We start from the raw sequence: 15007 nt of genomic DNA on the forward strand, positions 1-15007 counted from the left end.
GTCGGCCGCGTCTGTTGTGTATAAGCCACCGGTTTGAGGCCGCGCGGGTGGAGCCCGTGCACCCGCGGCGGAGCCGCGAACGCCCCTGCGGGGCGGGGGGGGGGCCGACGGTGGTGCGGGGTGCGGTCGCTTGCGCTGGGCACGTGGGGCTGTGCCCACCCGTGCCGCCCTGCGGCACGATTGCCCACAGCAAGCCCCCCGTTTCAGCCCGGCCGGCGTTTGAGGCCGCCGGGCGGAGCCCGGTACGCCGCGGCGGAGCCGCGGGTGGCGGAGCCGCGCCGGGGAGGCGCACCCGCATCGCTCGGTCCCCTCCGCAGCGCGATGCCGGCGCGCACACCGGATTTGCTCAGGCGAACGAACGCCGCACAGGCTGAATTTACGTCAGCTTTAGGCCACTGAACAGGTGAGGTGCGTCACCACACGTCCCCACACGTCCGCAGGCCTCCGTGACGCCGCCCCACGCTCAGCCGACCCGCGGCCTCCGCCCGTCGCCGCACGCGGCAGGGCCTGGCGCAACCACCCCCACCGACTCGCCCGCCGCGTCCTCGCCGAGCGCGCCCTCGCCTGCGGGTGGGCGGGCCGTCACCCCGTCCTGCCGGACGACGGCTTGGCGGTGGGGCGGGGTCGAGCGCGAGGTGGCGGTGGAGCCGGACGCGCATGCGGCGTACGGGCGAGGTGTTCGCCGCTAGCCTCGGCGGCGTGCTCTGGATCCTCGCGGCCGCCGCGTACGGCGGACTCGTCGGCGTACTGCTCCCCCGGGCCGCGTACCGGCTGTCCGTCGAGCCGGAGGACGGGTGGCGGGACAGGTGCCCGGACGGCCACCCCGTCGGACGGTGGACGGGCCCGGCCCGGTGCGGGGAATGCGCCCCGCCGGGGCGGTACGGCCCGCCCACCGCTCCCGTGGCCGCCGCAACCGCGTTGCTGTGTTCGGGAGTTGCCGCGGCCACCGGCCCGCACGCCGAGCTGGCCGTGTGGCTCGTCGCCGTACCCGTCGGGCTGCTGCTCGGCCTGGTCGACGTCGCCGTGCGCAGGCTCCCCGACATGCTGACGCTGCCGCTGGCCGGCGCGGTGCTCGCCCTGCTCGGGGCGGTGCGGCTCGCGGCGGGGCCGGGCGCGGGGACCTGGCCGGGCGCCCTGCTCGGCGCGGTCGCGCTCGGCGGGTTCTACCTGCTGCTCGTGCTGGTCAACCCGGACGGCATGGGGTTCGGCGACGCCAAGCTCGCCGTGGCGATCGGCGCGGCGCTCGGCTGGTACGGCTGGGACGTGCTCCTCGCCGGCGCGTTCCTCGGCCTGCTGCTCGGGGCGGTGTACGGCGTCGGGCTGATGGTGGTGCGGCGGGCCGGGCGCAAGGAGTCGATCCCGATGGGCCCCTTCATGCTCGCCGGCGCCTACGCGGCGCTGCTCCTCGGGGCCGCCGGGGCGTGACCTGCCGCCCGCGCGCGGGCAGGATGGCCGCCATGGGACGGCAATGGCGGGACGGACAGGGCGAGTTGACGGTTCCAGGGCGGGCGGAGGGCGCACCCGCGGACATCCCGCTCGTCGTCCCGCTGGAGATCGCCGCGTCCTTCCGGGCGCGGACCCGCGGGCTCCTCGGCCGGGACGGCGTCGAGGGCGCGATCCTGCTCACCCCGGCCGCGTCCGTGCACACGTTCCGGATGCGGTTCGCCATCGATGTGGCCTACCTGGACCGGGAGTTGACGGTGCTCGCCGTCCACACCCTGCCGCCGGGCCGGCTGGGCGCGCCCCGGCTGCGGGCGCGCCACGTCCTGGAGTCGGCGGCGGGGACGATGGCGGGGTGGGGCGTGCGGCCGGGGGTGCGGCTGTACGTCACCGCCTGATCAGGCGCGTTGCTCACGCGGAGTGCGGAAGTAGTCCCCCGTCGACGTGACGGACAGCAGGACGATCGCCGGGACGGCGAGCAGGGAGAGGAACAGCCCTCCGTCGATTCCGCTGAGCAGCATCAGCGACTCGACGACGATCCACCACACCCGCGTCGTCCGCCGTGCGCGCCTGGCCCGCAGGGCGAGGACGAACGCGACGAGCGGCAGGATCACCCCGGCGAAGCGGGCTCCCGCCTCCCGGGCGTCCACGTCCAGGAAGGCGATCCCCGCCGTGAGGTCCAGCACCGCCACGCCGAACGCGACGTAGGCGAGGACGCGCGCGGCGCTCAGTGTGGCGGGCATCCGGCGCGGTCCCGCGATGTAGGCCGGGTCGTAGCCGCCGGGTCCGCCGTAGCCGGGGGGCGGGTAGGCGGGCGGGCCCGGGGCCGCGGGATGCCGCGGCGGGGTGGGGGCGGGCGGCGGGCCGTACTGCCCGACCGGCTGCTGCGGTGTCCCGTACGCCGGGTGGTCGCCGTAACCGTCGTTCGTCATGGCTCTCGTTCCCTCCGTGCACTCGTCGCCACCCAGCATCCCCGCTGCGGGCTCCGGTGGACAGCGTTCACGGCGCGGGGGTGACCGTGTAGCGCGGCGGGTCGTCGTCCGAGGGGTCCACGTGGACGTGCGCGGTGGTGCCGTCCGGGGACGCGCGCCAGTACGAGGAGGGGGCGTCGTCCGGGCCGGTGTACAGCGCCGCCGCCCCCGTCGCCGCGGCGAGGCGGCGGGCGAGCTCGGGCTCGGCGGGGACGGCCGGAACGGCGTCGTCGCGGACGAAGACGTCCAGGGACAGCGCGAGGTCGCCGCGCAGCCGGCTGTAGCCGCACAGGACGGGGGCGTCCCAGTCGCGGTGGTCGCCCGAGGGGTCCGCGTCGACGTCCGCGAGGTCCACGTCCGCCTCCGCCGCGCCGGTCGCCACGGCGAGCGCGGCGCGCAGGGCCTCCGGGGCCGCTCCGGGAGCCGCGAGCAGCAGGTCGTAGATCACTTGTACGTCCCGTCGTAGACCTGTTTCGCCTTCTCGACGACCTTAGGGTCGGAGAAGCGCGGGTTCTTGGTGATCGCGGGGACGGACGTGTCGCCGCCCGCCTTGGCGATCTCCTTGAGCGCGGCGTACTCGTTGCGGTCGAGGTTGACGATGCCGGGGCCGGAGTCGGGGTAGACCCGGCCGGTGTCCTCGACGCCGTAGGAGCGGCCGTTGATCTCGTACCGGCTCGTCTTCGTGTTGAACGTCGCCCTGCCCTCCGCGATCGCCTTGACGTCGGAGTCGATCTCGGCCTCGCGGCCCTTGAGGATGACGCTGTTCTTCGGTTTGACCTGGCCGTGCTTCGCGCCGGCGACGGTGTGGCGGGGGTGCGGGGTCTTGAGGGTCTTGCCGGCGGCCGGTCCGGTGACGTTGGGGGCGGAGGGGAACTCCTTGCAAGTGGGCGGGCGTTCGCCGAGGACGGCCGGGGGCCGGGTCCCGCCGCCGAGGCGGACGCGGCCGCCGGTCATGGGGGCGGGACAGGCGACGGACAGGTCGTCGTCCGGGCGGCGGGGCTTGACGGGGGCGTTCGGGTCGTAGCGCTCGCCGGCCCTGTCCAGCGCGCGTTCCGCGTCGGCGACCCGCTTGCGGTTCTTCACCAGGCCGGTGAGGCCGTCGTAGAGCTCGCCGCCGTGCTTCCTGAGCTCGGCGACCAGGGCGGCGGCCTGCTTCCACTTCCACGGGGCGCCGTACTTCGCGGCGAGCTTGCCGACCGCGCCGCCGATGAGGCTGGAGAGGACGTTGATGAGCGTCTCGGTGCAGGCCGAGGTGTCGCCCTCGGTGATGCACGCGACGGCGTCGGTGATGCCGAGTTCGTCGGCGAGGAGCTTGGCGAGGGCGAGGGCGGCCTCGCGGGCCTTCTCGTTGTCGGAGGCGTAGGCGGCCTGGGCGGCGGCGAGTTCGCGTTGTGCGGCTTCGTAGGCGGCGCGGTCGGGGTCGGGGGTGTCGCGGGCGGTCGCGTCGGGGCCGGTCGGGGGGTCGGCGGCCTCAGGGTCGGTCGCGCCCGGGCCGCCGGTGCCGCCGCTCGCGCCGTCGCCCTGGTGCGCGTCCCCGTTGCCCCGCGCGGCCGCGGGTTCGCCGCCCGCGCCGCAGCCGTCGATGCCGAGGACCTGGCACACGGCCGTGGCGAACCTGTCCGCCATCGGGGCGCCGATCCCGGTCAGCAGCAGTCCGCCGACGATCGCCGCGACCACCAGCGTGATCCCGACGTACTCGACCGCCCCCTGCCCGCGGTCCCCCCGGGTCCGCCTGCGCAGGCCGAGCAGCCGGGCCCCGGTCCGGGGGCGGCGGGGCGTGTGCGGGGCGGAGGCTCGGGCGGCCTCTCGTGAGGGACGCGGCATGCGCGGGACGCTAACGGCCGTGCGGCCAGGGCGTCTTGGGCCCGAGGGCCCACAGGCGCGCCGGCTCAGCCCGCCCGCCGCAGCTTCTCCGCCTGGGCGGCCGACGCGCCCTCGGGGACGGCGGACCTCGCCGGTTCGGTGAGGTTCATGCCGTAGAGGACGGCGACCGTCGTGCCGTTGCGGACGACCTCGAAGACCATCGGGTACGCGTCGCCCTCCAGGTCGCCGGTGAGGCGCAGGGCGATCGCCTGGTCACCGGCGCGGGGTGCGGGGAGCCGCTCGGCGGCGGTGTACGCGGACGGGCCGGCGGGTGCGGTGGTGGTGAAGCCCTTCGCGCACTCCCCCAGCGCCTTGTCGATCCGCCCGAGCACCGTCGCCGCCGCGTCCGGCGCGTACGCGGCCAGGTAGACGGTGACGACCTCGCCGCCCGCGTTGTCGCCGGCCGGGGCGAGCTGCCGGTAGACGAGGGTGCGGGGCTTCGGCGTGGGGACGCCGCTGAGCAGCGCGGCGAGGGGTTCGCACGCCGGTTCGTCGGCCCGCTCCTCGCCCGCGCCGTCGGCGAGGTCGGGGTCCGGCGGGGCGACGGTCCATCCGTCGACGTCACCGGTGGCGAGCGCTGCGGCGTCGAGCTGGGCGCGGGTGAGGGGGCGGCCGGTGGGGGCGGATGCGGAGGGGGACGGCGCGGCGGGGGCGGATGCGGAGGGGGTCGGCGCGGCGGGGGCGGCGACCGACCCCGACGGCTGGGCCCGCGCCGAAGCCGAAGCCGACGCCGTAGCCGTGGCCGTGGCCGTGGCCCGCCCGTCTGCGGCACCGTCGCCCTCTCCCCCGCCGCACCCCGTCGCGACCGCCGCCACCACGGCGCACGCCGCCGCGATCCGACCCTGATGGCGCTGCATGTGTCTCCCCGGTCCCTACGGCCGCCGCACGGAACGGCGCGGGCCGGCCGAGGGTACGGCCCGCACCCCACCGCCCACATGGGCCCCAGGGCCCAACTCGCTGACGGGGAACGCCCATCCGGAGCGGTCGGGTCAGCGGGAGCGGCGGCGCTGGACGGCGATGAACACGCGGGCGAAGAGGAAGCCGAGCACGTTCACGGCGATCAGGGCCGCGGCGATGGAGAGGGCGAGTTCCACAGGTGCCTCCGTTGCGGTACGGGGCCCGGGGCGGCCGTCGCGGGGCCGGGAGCCGGGTGACGCATCCCTGGATTATGGCCGCGCGGGCCCCCCTTCGTCGCGGGCTACAGCACGCGCAGCGCCTCCCTGTCGTCGCGTTCGCGGCGGGCGAGGGCGTGGAGGACGGCCTGGTCGCCGTGGCGGTCGCGGGCGGCGGAGAAGAGGGTGGTGACGGCGACGGCGAGGCAGGGGGTGGGGACGCGGGGCGGGAGGTCGGCGCTGAGGGCGAGGTCTTCGAGGTGGACGGCGAGTTCGACGCAGCGGGTCTTCAGGTACTCGTCGAGGAGCATCTCCTCGCCGGGGCGGTGCGCGATGGCCACGCGGCGGTCGGCCGGCTCGGCGGGGAGTCGCGTGACGAGGCGGGCGTGGGCGTCGCGCGCGTCGCGGGCCACGACCGACGGGCCGGCCGCCGCGGTCTCCTCGCCGCGGGCGCGGACGCCGACGTTCAGGTCGGAGTCGGGCCGGGTGGTGCCGGCGAGGCGGCCGTAGTACCGGCCCGCCGGGACGGTCTCGCCGTGCCCCACCTCGCCGTCGAGGAACCACTCGACCTGCAGCACGCTGCGGGCGAGGTGGCCGGCGAGGCCGCCGACCGTCATGCCGTCGAGGACGGACGCCGTGTCCCAGCGGGCCGCGACCTGCTCCGTCGCCAGCAGGTGCACGGCCGCGTCGGCGGCCTCCAGGTAGGTCGTGCGGATGTCGTCGGTCATACGGTGATCATGGCAGCGGCGTTCAGCATACGGAACGGGCGTCTCACCGCACGGTCGTCAGCCGCAGCTGCCCGGCAGGTACGTGAAGCCGTCCAGGGAGAGCACGTTGGAGCCGAGCGCGGCGTTGTAGCCGACGGACCAGGTGGAGCGGACGGGGGCGGTGCCGCCGTTCAGATGGAACGTCATGACCTGGCCCGTGGTGACCACGTAGCCCGAGAGGCCGCCCGCGCGGTTCTGCGCGGCGAAGGTGGCGTCGGGTGCGAACGCGTACGTCCAGTGGCCGTTCGGGTCGTCGTTCCGGCCGCCGCACCAGACGCCGACGACGTTCGACGGGACGGAGCCCTGGGCGGGGGGACGGTCGTCCCCGGACGGGGCACCGCTGGTCCCGCTGGTGCCGGTGGACCCGCCGCTGGTGCCGGTCGTTCCGCCGGTGCCGCCGGTCCCGCCGACGGAGCTGCCGCCCGAGCTGCCGTAGCCGCCGGATCCGCTGTCGCAGGCGCCGGTGCACAGGAGTGCGATGGCGAGTGACGCGCCGGCCAGGAATCGGGATGTCGAGACGCGCATGGCGGCCCCCCTCGCCGAGAGGGCCGCGCCGCGCGCCCCTCGCCACGGGACTCCGCACCCCGCGGAGCCCGTACTCCCCCACGGTAGGAAGCCCCGCGCCCGGCGGTCCGACGAACCCGCTCCGCATCGTTCCGCTGACGTAGGCGGGGGTGGGCGGCGGTGACGAGCGGACGTCAACCCGCCCCGCCGGAGAGCCAGTGCGCCGCTCCGCGGCGAACCCCCGCCGCTGCGCGGCGGGCTTGCCCACCCACGTCCGCCCATGGCAGTCACCTGAGAAGGCGCCGTACAAGGGGCGGACGTGGGTTGCGGAAAAAGGGTGCGCGCAGGGGGTCCTCAGAAGCCGTCGCAGGAGGCGGTCGCGTACGGGCCGGAGGCGGTGGCGGTCTTGGGGTCCTCGCCCTTGACGGTGGCGGTGCAGGTGACGGTGCCGCCGGAGGCTCCGGTGGAGACGGTGAGGCTGCCGCCCTCGAAGACGTTGTCGGTCGTCTGCGTCTTGGTCCACGGGAGCTTCGCGTCGCGTTCGGTGCTGGACGACATGTTGTCGTCCTCCCAGACCGTGTAGTCGATCGTGACGTCGCGCGCGTCGCCCGTGACCTTGTACGTGACGGTGACGTCCTTGTTGATCTCGTCGGAGACGGAGTTCACGAAGAGTCCGGTGACCGCCGCGCACCCGCCGATGAAGAGGAGGATGCAGGCCAGGAGGACCCAGGGCCACTTCTTCCGCTTCTTCTTCTCCGGCGGCGGCTGGCCGGGGTGGTAACCGCCGGGCGGTGGGCCCTGGTAGGGGCCGCCGCCGCCCGGTGGGGGCGGGGCCTGGTACGGGCCTCCGCCCGGTGGGGGCGCGCCCCACTGCGGGGTCGTACCGCCCGGTGGCGGGGGCTGCTGTCCGTGTGCGCCCTGGGGTGGGACATGCGGCGGCTCTGTACTCATCACGCCGGCCTCTCGAGGGAACCCCCCGTCCCCTCCATCGTCCCGCCGCCGCCCCGCGGTCGCCACTCACCAGCCGGCGGTCGTCACGTGGGGGAGGTGGGCCCAGGTGCGGGTGCCGGGGGTCGGGGGTCGGGCGGGGGCGTGGCCCCAGGTCCCGGCGCAGGCGGTGACGAGGGTGGCGAGGAGGTGGAGGGCGCGGTCGCGGCGGGTGTCGCAGGCCGCGGCGAGGCGGGGGTGGGTGGGGCGGGGGGCGTGGTCGTACGAGGTGAGGCGGAGGGTGGAGTCGCGGTAGCGGAGGGAGAGGTAGACGGCCTCCCCCGGGGCCAACAGGCAAGCGGCCGAGACGAGTTCGGCGGTCACCTGAACGGCGGCGGAGGCGAGGTCGTCCAACCCGTGCGCGTGCAGGGCGGAACGCACCGCGGCGCGGGCGATCGCCCCGACATGGGGTTCGCCCGGCAGCGTGAGGCTGCACATGAGGGTGTCGGGATGCGGAGGGTGCGCCGACCCGGTGGGCGGCGCGTGCACGACGAACAAGGCGGGCTCCCTGTGGAGGCGCGGTGAGGGTACGCGTCGGCGGCCCGTACGGCAGCAGTGGCCTGTCTCCCTGGGCGCGGGCCCGGCCCCTCTCCAGGGAGAGAGCGTGCGGGCAGGCTCGCGCGATGCGCTTCAACTTCCGTGAGTAGCGGACGCGTTACTAAATGTAGCGCACGTGGAGGCAAAAATTATCTCCTTGCGGAAAGGGGCCTGCCCGACCCGATGCGGACGGGTGTGCGCCGAACCGGCAGACTGGCCGCAACGGGACTCCGGAAGGATCGGCATGGCAGTGCGTACGGCCCCCACCGAACGGCAGATGCGGCTGGGTGCCGAGCTGCGGAGGATGCGCACGGCGGCCGGCGTCACGGCGGAGCACGCGGCGCGACTGCTCGCGATCGATCGCGGCCGGTTGTCCAACATCGAGAACGGGTTGCGGCCCATCAGCCCGGAGCGCGTACACACGCTGGCGGAGGCGTGCGGCTGCGACCACGCGGCGTACGTGGACGCACTGGCCGAGATGGCAGCGCCCGGGCGAGCCGGATGGTGGGAGGGCGATCGCGGCAAACTGCCTCATGGGCTGCTGGATATCGCGGAGTTGGAGGCGCACAGCGCTCGCCTCCGTGCGGCCTTCACCATTCACGTTCCCGGCTTGCTCCAGACCCCTGAGCACGCTCTCGCCGTCTTCCGCATGGTGACCCCTGCCCTGCAGCCCGCGGACGTGGCCCGTCGTCTCGCTCACCGCGTCGCGCGGCAGGAGATTCTGGATCGGCCCGATCCGCCCGATCTCGTCGCGATCGTGCACGAGGCGGCGCTGCGTATGCAGTTCGGCGGCGCCGCTGTGGCGCGCGCGCAGCTTGAGCACCTCGTCGAGCAGTCCGAGCGCGACAACGTCACGCTCCTCGCCATCCCCTTCACCGCGGGCGGCATTCCCGGGGCGGGGCTGACGTTCGTCTATGCCGAGGGCCCCGTGCCGGAACTGGACACCGTGCAGGTCGACACTACGCACGGCCCGGAATTCGTCTACGCCGAGACCCAGTTGGCGAAGTACCGTGCTCATCTGGACCTGATGGAGGAGCTGGCGCTGTCCTCCGAGAGGTCACGCGACTTCATCCACGCCATCTCACGCCAGATCTGAGGAGCCCGCTCATGCCTGACATCACGTGGGAAGAACCGTTCTGCGGCGACGGCAACAGTTGCTTCCGGCTCGGCACCGACGCCGAGGGAAACGCCTACATCGCCCTCGACGGCCGCGAGGACGACTACCTCACCGACACCCGCGACGCCCTGGCGCAGATGATCCGCGACATCAAGGCCGGCAAGGCCGACCACCTGCTGTAGGCGCGGGAAGTCAACCGTGCACGGCCAGCTCGTTCAGGGTCTCCGCGGCCGCGATGTCGGCGACACCGACGCGTGCAGGAGGGAGCCGACCTGCTCCGCGGTCAGGGAGGCGTAGTCGTACGTCGCGAGGTCGCACAGTACGGCACACGCCCCACCCCGGCGCGCGGACGTCCTCGCAGACCGCGCCTCCGCGTCGACGCGGGCGATCACGTCGAGGGCGTCGTCGTGGGCCCTGAAGGCCGGGTCGCGCACGACGGAAACACAGACGGTGTCGCCGGGCCGAGCCTCCCGGACCCGTGTCCAGACCTGCGCGGCCAGGCGGACCGACTCCGGGTGCGTGCAGTCGCCGTCGTACCCTCCTGCGTCAGCGCCGAGGTGTCCTCGCCGCCCACGTCCGGCGAGGTGAGGCCCTCGGGCGTCCCGAACGCGGTGGACACGCTCGCCGCCCGTTCCGCCGGTCGCGTCCCGCCGTCTCGGTCCGAGACCGCCATCGCGACCACCACCGCGCAGGCGACGATCGCCGCCGCGTCGGCCGCGGTCCGCCACCGGGCTTCCCTGGCCGGGCAAGGGCGGGGCGCCGATGGATATCGCCCCGGGGAGGCTCATGCGGCGGCGCGCTGTTCGTGGCACAGGCCCTTCTACGGGGCCCGTCCGTGGTCGTGCCGTCGCCCCCGCCCTGCCCGCGGCCCCCGCGCTGCCGCCGCGCGCGACCGGGGGCCGCATCCCGGGCGCCCTGCCGAGCGGTCGGGGCGGCTCGGCAGGGGGCGGCGCCCCGGGGAGCCCTCGCCGGGACGTCCTCGATGCCCGCTCAGGACCGAGCGCGGTCATACTGCGCACATGACCTACACGACCCGCGACTGGTGGCAGGGGCTCGCCCTGGTCGTCGTCGTGACCGCCGCCTGCACCGTCGCCCTGTCGGCGCTGCTCGCGGCTCTTGCCGACGGGCGGACGCACAGCATCCCCGAGCTGCTCGTCCTGGTTCCCAGTCTGATGGTCGGCCTCGCGGCCGGGCGGGCGCACCGGAGGCGGCGGGAGGCGGCGTAGCCGCGCCGTGGAGACCGCGTACGTCGTCGGCGTGGCGTTCGGCCAGCGTGGTCGTTCGGCCGGCAGCCGGGTGGGCGCACCGGAGCCGGCGGGAGGCGGCGTAGCCGCGCCGTGGAGACCGCGTACGTCGTCGGCGTGGCGTTCGGCCGGCGTGGTCGTTCGGCCGGCAGCCGGGTGGGCGCACCGGAGGCGGCGGGAGGCGGCGTAGCCGCGCCGTGGAGACCGCGTACGTCGTCGGCATGGCGTTCACCCGGCGTGGTCGTTCGGCCGGCAGCCGGGTGGGCGCACCGGCGGCGGTCGGCGGGGTGGGGGGTCGCGGCGGGGCCGGCGACTGCCCGCACCGTGCGCGGAAACGCCCGTTCGAGGTTCGGGCGGCCTTTCGCGTGGCGCCCCCGCCCCGATAGCCTGCCCGCGGCCGTACCCCGGGCCGCTCCGTACCCGCGCGATCGCGCCGGGGAGGCTCCCGTCGTGCGCGTACCGGCGCGACGCGACGCGCCGTGGCCCGCCCGTACCAGGGTCGGGTCGGCGCGAGTCCGCACGCGCCCGCGCGGTGACGGAGGCCGCGCCCGTACGCCCGACCCCGTGCACCCCCCGCACCGCATCACGTACGCCGATCACCGACGTCAGATTGCGAGTTCCGATGCTGTCCGAGCAGGCCGTACCCGTCGTCCGTGCCACGCTGCCCGCCGTGGGGGGTGCGATCGGGGAAATCACCGAGCGGTTCTACGCGCGGCTCTTCGAGGCGCACCCGGTGCTGCTACGGGACGTGTTCAACCGGGGCAACCAGGCGACCGGCGACCAGCCGAAGGCGCTCGCGGCGTCGGTGGCGACGTTCGCCGTCGCGCTCCTGGAGCACCCCGACACCCGCCCGGACGTGATGCTCGCGCGGATCGCGAACAAGCACGCGTCGCTGGGGGTGACCGCCGAGCAGTACAAGGTCGTGCACGAGCACCTGTTCGCGGCGATCGTCGAGGTGCTCGGCGACGCCGTCACGCCGGAGGTCGCGCAGGCGTGGGACGAGGTGTACTGGCTGATGGCGAACGCGCTGATCGCGCTGGAGGCGCGGCTCTACGCGGAGGCGGGGGTCGAGAGCGGGGACGTGTGGCGGAGCGTGCGGGTCGCCGCGCGGCGGGAGGAGACGCCGGACGCCGTGTCGCTGACGCTCACCGCCGCGGACGGGGCGCCGCTGCCGGCGTCCCGGCCGGGGCAGTACGTGAGCGTGCGCGTCCAACTGCCGGACGGGGCACGACAGATACGCCAGTACAGCCTGTCGTCCGCGCCGGGCCGGCCCGAGTGGCGGATCACCGTCAAGAGGGCGGTGGGGGACCCGGCCGGCGAGGTCTCCCACCACCTGCACGCGCACGCGGCGGCCGGGGACGTGCTCGAAGTGTCCGCACCCTTCGGCTCGTTGGTCCTGCCCGCGGGCGACGGGCCGCTGCTGCTCGCGTCGGCGGGGATCGGCGGCACACCGCTGCTGGCGATGCTGGACCACCTCGCGGCGACCGGCTCGGACCGCACGGTCGTCGTCGTGCACGCCGACCGGACGCCGGCGGCGCACGCGCACGCCGATGAACTCCGTTCGCTCGTAGACCGGTTGCCCGGCGGCAGCCTGCACCTCTGGTACGAGGAGCCGGGCGACTCCGGTGCGCGGGCGGGCCACACGGACGTCTCCGCGCTCGACCTGCCGGCCGGCGCCACCGCGTACCTCTCCGGCCCGCTCCCCTTCCTCCGCGCGGTCCGCGGCGACCTGATCGCCGCGGGCGTCCCGGCCGCGGACGTCCACTACGAGTTCTTCGGCCCCGACGTCTGGCTGGGCCGCGCGGCCTGACCCCGTGGGGGCCCTGACAGCGGGCCGGGGCGCCCCCTCGCCGCGAGGGCGACGGGGCGCCGACCGCGCGTCCGCGACGGATCCCGTCAGTACCCCTCTCCTACCGCCTCGCCCATCGCGAGGCCCCAGACGCCGTCCGTGCGGAACGCGCTGACCTGCTGGGACGTGCCGTCGGGGAAGGTGAGGTGGATGCCGGCGAGATAGGGGACGTCGGAGGAGACCTCGGCCGTGATCCCGCCCGCGGCGGGTTCGCCGTACGCGGCGATCCACTTCCGGGCCTCGGCCTCCTGCCCGCGGTAGCGCGGATCGCCCAGCTCGGCGAGGTCGGCGGCGTCCCCGCGCGCCAGCCGCTGGACGTACGCCTCGACGAGCGGCGCCAGCTCCTCGGCCGTCTCGGCCTCGTCCGCGTACGCGGTGGACGCGGGGCGGACGTCTACCCGGACGGCGGGTGCGGCGTACACCTCGTACGGGGTCGGGTCCGGGGGCCACAGCGCCCACCCGAGCGCCCCCGCGGCGAGCACGGCGGCGCACACGGCGGCGCGCCTCACCGGTCACGCACCGCGGCGAGGTGGCGGACCTGGCGGCGGGCGAGGATCGCGTCGACGGGCGCGAGCACGCGGTCCCAGGCGGCGTCGTCCGGCGCGTGCTCGTACGCGCGGGCGGCGGCCACCGCGGCGTCGTACAGCGCCCGGTCCTGCGGCGGCGCGATCTCGCGCTCGCGCCGGAACCAGTGGATCAGCCACGGGACGTCCCGCCGCCACTGCGGGTTCGCCAGCGAGCGCACGCGGAGGTAGCCGAGCTCGTCCCACATCCGTCGGCCGTGCCACTTGCGGGAGTCGGCCGGCGGCAGGCCGGGCGGTATCGGTCGCATGCGGGCATGGTGCCGGATCGACGGCCGCCGTGACCAGCACTTTCGCGGCCGCGGGCGGGTCAGCACTGCCAGAGGAAGGCGGCCTCGGCGCACGGATGGCACCGGAAGACGTAGGCGCGGCCGCTGCCGAAGTTCGCCGCGGTGGCGTGGTCCGCGCCCTCCTCGAGCTGCGCGGTGAAGGTCATCGGCTCGGTGCAGGCGGGGCAGGCGGGGGTCTCGTCGTTCTGGATCCAGTCGGGGTCGCCGGCGAGGCGGCCGAGGACGGTGGCGGGAGCGGGTTCGCCGTCCGGGTGCGGGTGCAGGGCGGTCACCGCGCCGAGCTGCGTCTCCCCGTCGGCGGGGACGGCGGCGGGCGCGAGCAGGCCGTCGAAGACGTACGCCCGGTTCGCGCCCGACGCCGGGTCCCAGTCGTCGCACATCCCCGGGTCGTTCTGACAGAAGAACACCGCGACGACGCACGAATCCAGCGGCAGGTGCACCAGGAACTGCTGGTTTCCGCCGCACTCCGCGCACACCGGCCACACGAACCCGTCCGGCACGAGCGGCACCCCGCCCGTGCGCATCCCGACCGTGTCGGCGGGGGCGGGGCCGCCGTCGATCAGCAACATGCCGGTCAGCATAGGCGGGGCGCCTGGCCGCTCACGGGCGAGGTCCGCACCCTCGGCGCGCTCTCGCTCCTCGCGGAGGTCCCGCGCGACGCCCTGCGCGCCGACGCCGACGTCCGGGCGGTCGCCCGCCTCGCCGCGGACGAGCCCGCCGCGTACTGCGCGCACAGAACCGTCCGCCGCGCCGCGGCCGAGCTCCACCTGCACCACCGCAGCGTCGCCCGCCGCGTCGGGCGCATCGGGCGCGCCCTCGCAATCGGGCCGTCCGCCCCGACGGGGCTGGCCCGGGGAAGCCGACGGTGGCGGGGCGGCGGCTGAGCGGGGACGCATCAGGGGGTTGACCTGCGAGCACGCGACATTGCTACTCGCACTGCTACTTTCGGTGTATGGACGCTGCAGCACAGTACGAGTCAGGTGACACCCGCTCGCAGAAGGTCAGCGTGTCCATGCCCGCCGACCGCATCGCAGCGGTGAAGGCGCGTGTGGGTGCGCGGGGGTTCTCCGCCTACATCAGCGCGGCGGTGGAACGGCAGATACAGCGTGACCTGATCGACGAACTGCTGGCGCGGAACGAGGCGGAGGCCGCTCCGATCACCCAGGAGATGCACGATCAGGCGGCCGCCTCGATCCGAGCGGCCATGGCGCGGGCGGCGGGCGATGACCGACCGGAACCCGTCAGCCGCGAGGACCTCACCATTGACGAGCCCGACGAAGATGCGGGCGTCGCGCACGACCAAGGGGGGAATCGGAAGCGTGGCACGAGCGCAAAGCAGGCTGAACAGCGGGATCCTCCTCCTCGACAGTGAAGGGCTGGCCAAGGCCGTCCGTGCGGACGCTGCGGTCACCGCGTACATCAGGGCCGCCCAGCAGGCGGACATGGTGATCGGCGTGAGCATCCTGACGCTGCTCGAGGCGTACCACTCCGGTGTCCGGATGGAACGCTTCCGCTGGACGACATCACGACTCGAGGTGGTTCCGGTCAGCGAGGCGATCGGTTGGAAAGCGATGCAGTTACTCAAGGACGCCGGACTGCACGGCCACAAGTACGCGATCGACTCCGTGGTCGCGGCGACGGCGCTGAGCTTCGCCGGTGCGCGGATCATCATGACGTCGGACATCGACGACATACAGCGCCTCTGCGACCGGAGTGTGGAGCTCGCGAAGGTCTGACCGCGGGAG

General features: G+C 75.0%; 20 protein-coding genes. 8 read left to right on the forward strand and 12 right to left on the reverse strand.

Annotation, left to right across the window (positions count from 1 at the left end; translation table 11 throughout):
* The first annotated feature begins 657 nt into the window (after positions 1-657).
* Together ACFWEG_RS12525 and ACFWEG_RS12530 are read left to right on the forward strand one after the other, a co-directional pair.
* Positions 658-1425, forward strand: a complete 768-nt coding sequence (locus ACFWEG_RS12525; RefSeq protein WP_387212951.1) for a prepilin peptidase — start codon at positions 658-660, stop codon at positions 1423-1425.
* A gap of 32 nt (positions 1426-1457) precedes the next feature.
* On the forward strand, positions 1458-1838 hold the full coding sequence (locus tag ACFWEG_RS12530) for a DUF192 domain-containing protein (protein ID WP_387212953.1): 381 nt from the start codon (positions 1458-1460) through the stop codon (positions 1836-1838).
* On the opposite strand, the gene ACFWEG_RS12535 is transcribed toward ACFWEG_RS12530, so the two are convergent.
* From ACFWEG_RS12535 to ACFWEG_RS12570, 8 genes are all read right to left on the reverse strand, one after another.
* On the reverse strand, positions 1839-2372 hold the full coding sequence (locus tag ACFWEG_RS12535) for a hypothetical protein (protein ID WP_387212956.1): 534 nt from the start codon (positions 2370-2372) through the stop codon (positions 1839-1841).
* A 67-nt stretch (positions 2373-2439) separates the two neighbouring features.
* A complete protein-coding gene (locus ACFWEG_RS12540; protein ID WP_387212959.1) occupies positions 2440-2859 on the reverse strand; it encodes a hypothetical protein in 420 nt (139 codons plus the stop codon).
* Complete coding sequence (locus ACFWEG_RS12545; protein WP_387212962.1) at positions 2856-4235, reverse strand: hypothetical protein; 1380 nt, start codon at positions 4233-4235, stop codon at positions 2856-2858. Before ACFWEG_RS12545 ends, ACFWEG_RS12540 begins: the two co-directional genes overlap by 4 nt.
* A gap of 65 nt (positions 4236-4300) precedes the next feature.
* A complete protein-coding gene (locus tag ACFWEG_RS12550; protein ID WP_387212965.1) occupies positions 4301-5131 on the reverse strand; it encodes a hypothetical protein in 831 nt (276 codons plus the stop codon).
* 341 nt (positions 5132-5472) lie between these two features.
* Positions 5473-6114 carry a maleylpyruvate isomerase N-terminal domain-containing protein gene (locus ACFWEG_RS12555; protein WP_387212968.1) on the reverse strand — a complete coding sequence of 214 codons (642 nt, stop codon included), beginning with the start codon at positions 6112-6114 and terminating at the stop codon, positions 5473-5475.
* Between the two features lie 57 nt (positions 6115-6171).
* On the reverse strand, positions 6172-6678 hold the full coding sequence (locus ACFWEG_RS12560; protein WP_387212971.1) for a hypothetical protein: 507 nt from the start codon (positions 6676-6678) through the stop codon (positions 6172-6174).
* Between the two features lie 333 nt (positions 6679-7011).
* Entirely contained in the window at positions 7012-7608 is a 597-nt protein-coding gene (locus tag ACFWEG_RS12565) for a hypothetical protein (protein WP_387212974.1), read from the reverse strand.
* A 66-nt stretch (positions 7609-7674) separates the two neighbouring features.
* Entirely contained in the window at positions 7675-8133 is a 459-nt protein-coding gene (locus ACFWEG_RS12570; protein ID WP_387213091.1) for an ATP-binding protein, read from the reverse strand.
* A 292-nt stretch (positions 8134-8425) separates the two neighbouring features.
* Between ACFWEG_RS12570 and ACFWEG_RS12575 the strand changes: the two genes are divergently transcribed.
* Positions 8426-9277, forward strand: coding sequence for a helix-turn-helix domain-containing protein (locus ACFWEG_RS12575; protein WP_387212977.1), 852 nt, complete (start codon positions 8426-8428; stop codon positions 9275-9277).
* Between the two features lie 11 nt (positions 9278-9288).
* The gene (locus ACFWEG_RS12580) at positions 9289-9480 is read left to right on the forward strand and encodes a hypothetical protein (protein ID WP_387212980.1); all 192 of its coding nucleotides are present in this window, start codon (positions 9289-9291) and stop codon (positions 9478-9480) included.
* Between the two features lie 33 nt (positions 9481-9513).
* Here the strand turns inward: ACFWEG_RS12580 and ACFWEG_RS12585 are convergent, their stop codons facing one another.
* Positions 9514-9732, reverse strand: coding sequence for a hypothetical protein (locus ACFWEG_RS12585; RefSeq protein ID WP_387212983.1), 219 nt, complete (start codon positions 9730-9732; stop codon positions 9514-9516).
* Between the two features lie 585 nt (positions 9733-10317).
* On the opposite strand from ACFWEG_RS12585, the gene ACFWEG_RS12590 reads away from it, so the two are divergent.
* Both ACFWEG_RS12590 and ACFWEG_RS12595 read left to right on the forward strand, forming a co-directional pair.
* Positions 10318-10524, forward strand: coding sequence for a hypothetical protein (locus ACFWEG_RS12590; protein ID WP_387212986.1), 207 nt, complete (start codon positions 10318-10320; stop codon positions 10522-10524).
* Positions 10525-11164: 640 nt separating this feature from the next.
* A complete protein-coding gene (locus ACFWEG_RS12595; RefSeq protein WP_387212989.1) occupies positions 11165-12352 on the forward strand; it encodes a globin domain-containing protein in 1188 nt (395 codons plus the stop codon).
* 86 nt (positions 12353-12438) lie between these two features.
* Here ACFWEG_RS12595 and ACFWEG_RS12600 read toward each other — a convergent pair whose 3' ends face one another.
* The 3 genes from ACFWEG_RS12600 to ACFWEG_RS12610 are packed head-to-tail and all read right to left on the reverse strand — an operon-like array spanning position 12439 to position 14035.
* Entirely contained in the window at positions 12439-12900 is a 462-nt protein-coding gene (locus ACFWEG_RS12600) for a hypothetical protein (RefSeq protein WP_387212992.1), read from the reverse strand.
* Positions 12897-13223: a hypothetical protein gene (locus ACFWEG_RS12605; protein ID WP_387212995.1), complete on the reverse strand. Its 327-nt coding sequence runs from the start codon at positions 13221-13223 to the stop codon at positions 12897-12899. Before ACFWEG_RS12605 ends, ACFWEG_RS12600 begins: the two co-directional genes overlap by 4 nt.
* Positions 13224-13282: 59 nt before the next feature.
* A complete protein-coding gene (locus ACFWEG_RS12610) occupies positions 13283-14035 on the reverse strand; it encodes a hypothetical protein (protein WP_387212998.1) in 753 nt (250 codons plus the stop codon).
* 179 nt (positions 14036-14214) lie between these two features.
* On the opposite strand from ACFWEG_RS12610, the gene ACFWEG_RS12615 reads away from it, so the two are divergent.
* Both ACFWEG_RS12615 and ACFWEG_RS12620 read left to right on the forward strand, forming a co-directional pair.
* The gene (locus ACFWEG_RS12615) at positions 14215-14634 is read left to right on the forward strand and encodes a hypothetical protein (protein WP_387213000.1); all 420 of its coding nucleotides are present in this window, start codon (positions 14215-14217) and stop codon (positions 14632-14634) included.
* On the forward strand, positions 14582-14998 hold the full coding sequence (locus ACFWEG_RS12620) for a DNA-binding protein (protein ID WP_387213003.1): 417 nt from the start codon (positions 14582-14584) through the stop codon (positions 14996-14998). The genes ACFWEG_RS12615 and ACFWEG_RS12620 overlap by 53 nt, the downstream gene beginning before the upstream one ends.
* The last annotated feature ends 9 nt before the right edge of the window (positions 14999-15007 follow it).

Source organism: Streptomyces sp. NPDC060194 (assembly GCF_042728285.1).
Taxonomy (GTDB): Bacteria; Actinomycetota; Actinomycetes; order Streptomycetales; family Streptomycetaceae; genus Streptomyces.

What these genes read in the sequence shown, in the direction of transcription:
- ACFWEG_RS12575 (WP_387212977.1), top strand. Translation starts at nt 8,426, where the DNA reads ATGGCAGTGCGTACGGCCCCCACCGAACGGCAGATGCGGCTGGGTGCC.
- ACFWEG_RS12615 (WP_387213000.1), top strand. Translation starts at nt 14,215, where the DNA reads ATGGACGCTGCAGCACAGTACGAGTCAGGTGACACCCGCTCGCAGAAG.
- ACFWEG_RS12530 (WP_387212953.1), top strand. Translation starts at nt 1,458, where the DNA reads ATGGGACGGCAATGGCGGGACGGACAGGGCGAGTTGACGGTTCCAGGG.
- ACFWEG_RS12565 (WP_387212974.1), bottom strand. Translation starts at nt 7,608, where the DNA reads ATGAGTACAGAGCCGCCGCATGTCCCACCCCAGGGCGCACACGGACAG.
- ACFWEG_RS12595 (WP_387212989.1), top strand. Translation starts at nt 11,165, where the DNA reads ATGCTGTCCGAGCAGGCCGTACCCGTCGTCCGTGCCACGCTGCCCGCC.
- ACFWEG_RS12605 (WP_387212995.1), bottom strand. Translation starts at nt 13,223, where the DNA reads ATGCGACCGATACCGCCCGGCCTGCCGCCGGCCGACTCCCGCAAGTGG.
- ACFWEG_RS12590 (WP_387212986.1), top strand. Translation starts at nt 10,318, where the DNA reads ATGACCTACACGACCCGCGACTGGTGGCAGGGGCTCGCCCTGGTCGTC.
- ACFWEG_RS12580 (WP_387212980.1), top strand. Translation starts at nt 9,289, where the DNA reads ATGCCTGACATCACGTGGGAAGAACCGTTCTGCGGCGACGGCAACAGT.
- ACFWEG_RS12535 (WP_387212956.1), bottom strand. Translation starts at nt 2,372, where the DNA reads ATGACGAACGACGGTTACGGCGACCACCCGGCGTACGGGACACCGCAG.
- ACFWEG_RS12545 (WP_387212962.1), bottom strand. Translation starts at nt 4,235, where the DNA reads ATGCCGCGTCCCTCACGAGAGGCCGCCCGAGCCTCCGCCCCGCACACG.
- ACFWEG_RS12555 (WP_387212968.1), bottom strand. Translation starts at nt 6,114, where the DNA reads ATGACCGACGACATCCGCACGACCTACCTGGAGGCCGCCGACGCGGCC.
- ACFWEG_RS12550 (WP_387212965.1), bottom strand. Translation starts at nt 5,131, where the DNA reads ATGCAGCGCCATCAGGGTCGGATCGCGGCGGCGTGCGCCGTGGTGGCG.
- ACFWEG_RS12525 (WP_387212951.1), top strand. Translation starts at nt 658, where the DNA reads ATGCGGCGTACGGGCGAGGTGTTCGCCGCTAGCCTCGGCGGCGTGCTC.
- ACFWEG_RS12560 (WP_387212971.1), bottom strand. Translation starts at nt 6,678, where the DNA reads ATGCGCGTCTCGACATCCCGATTCCTGGCCGGCGCGTCACTCGCCATC.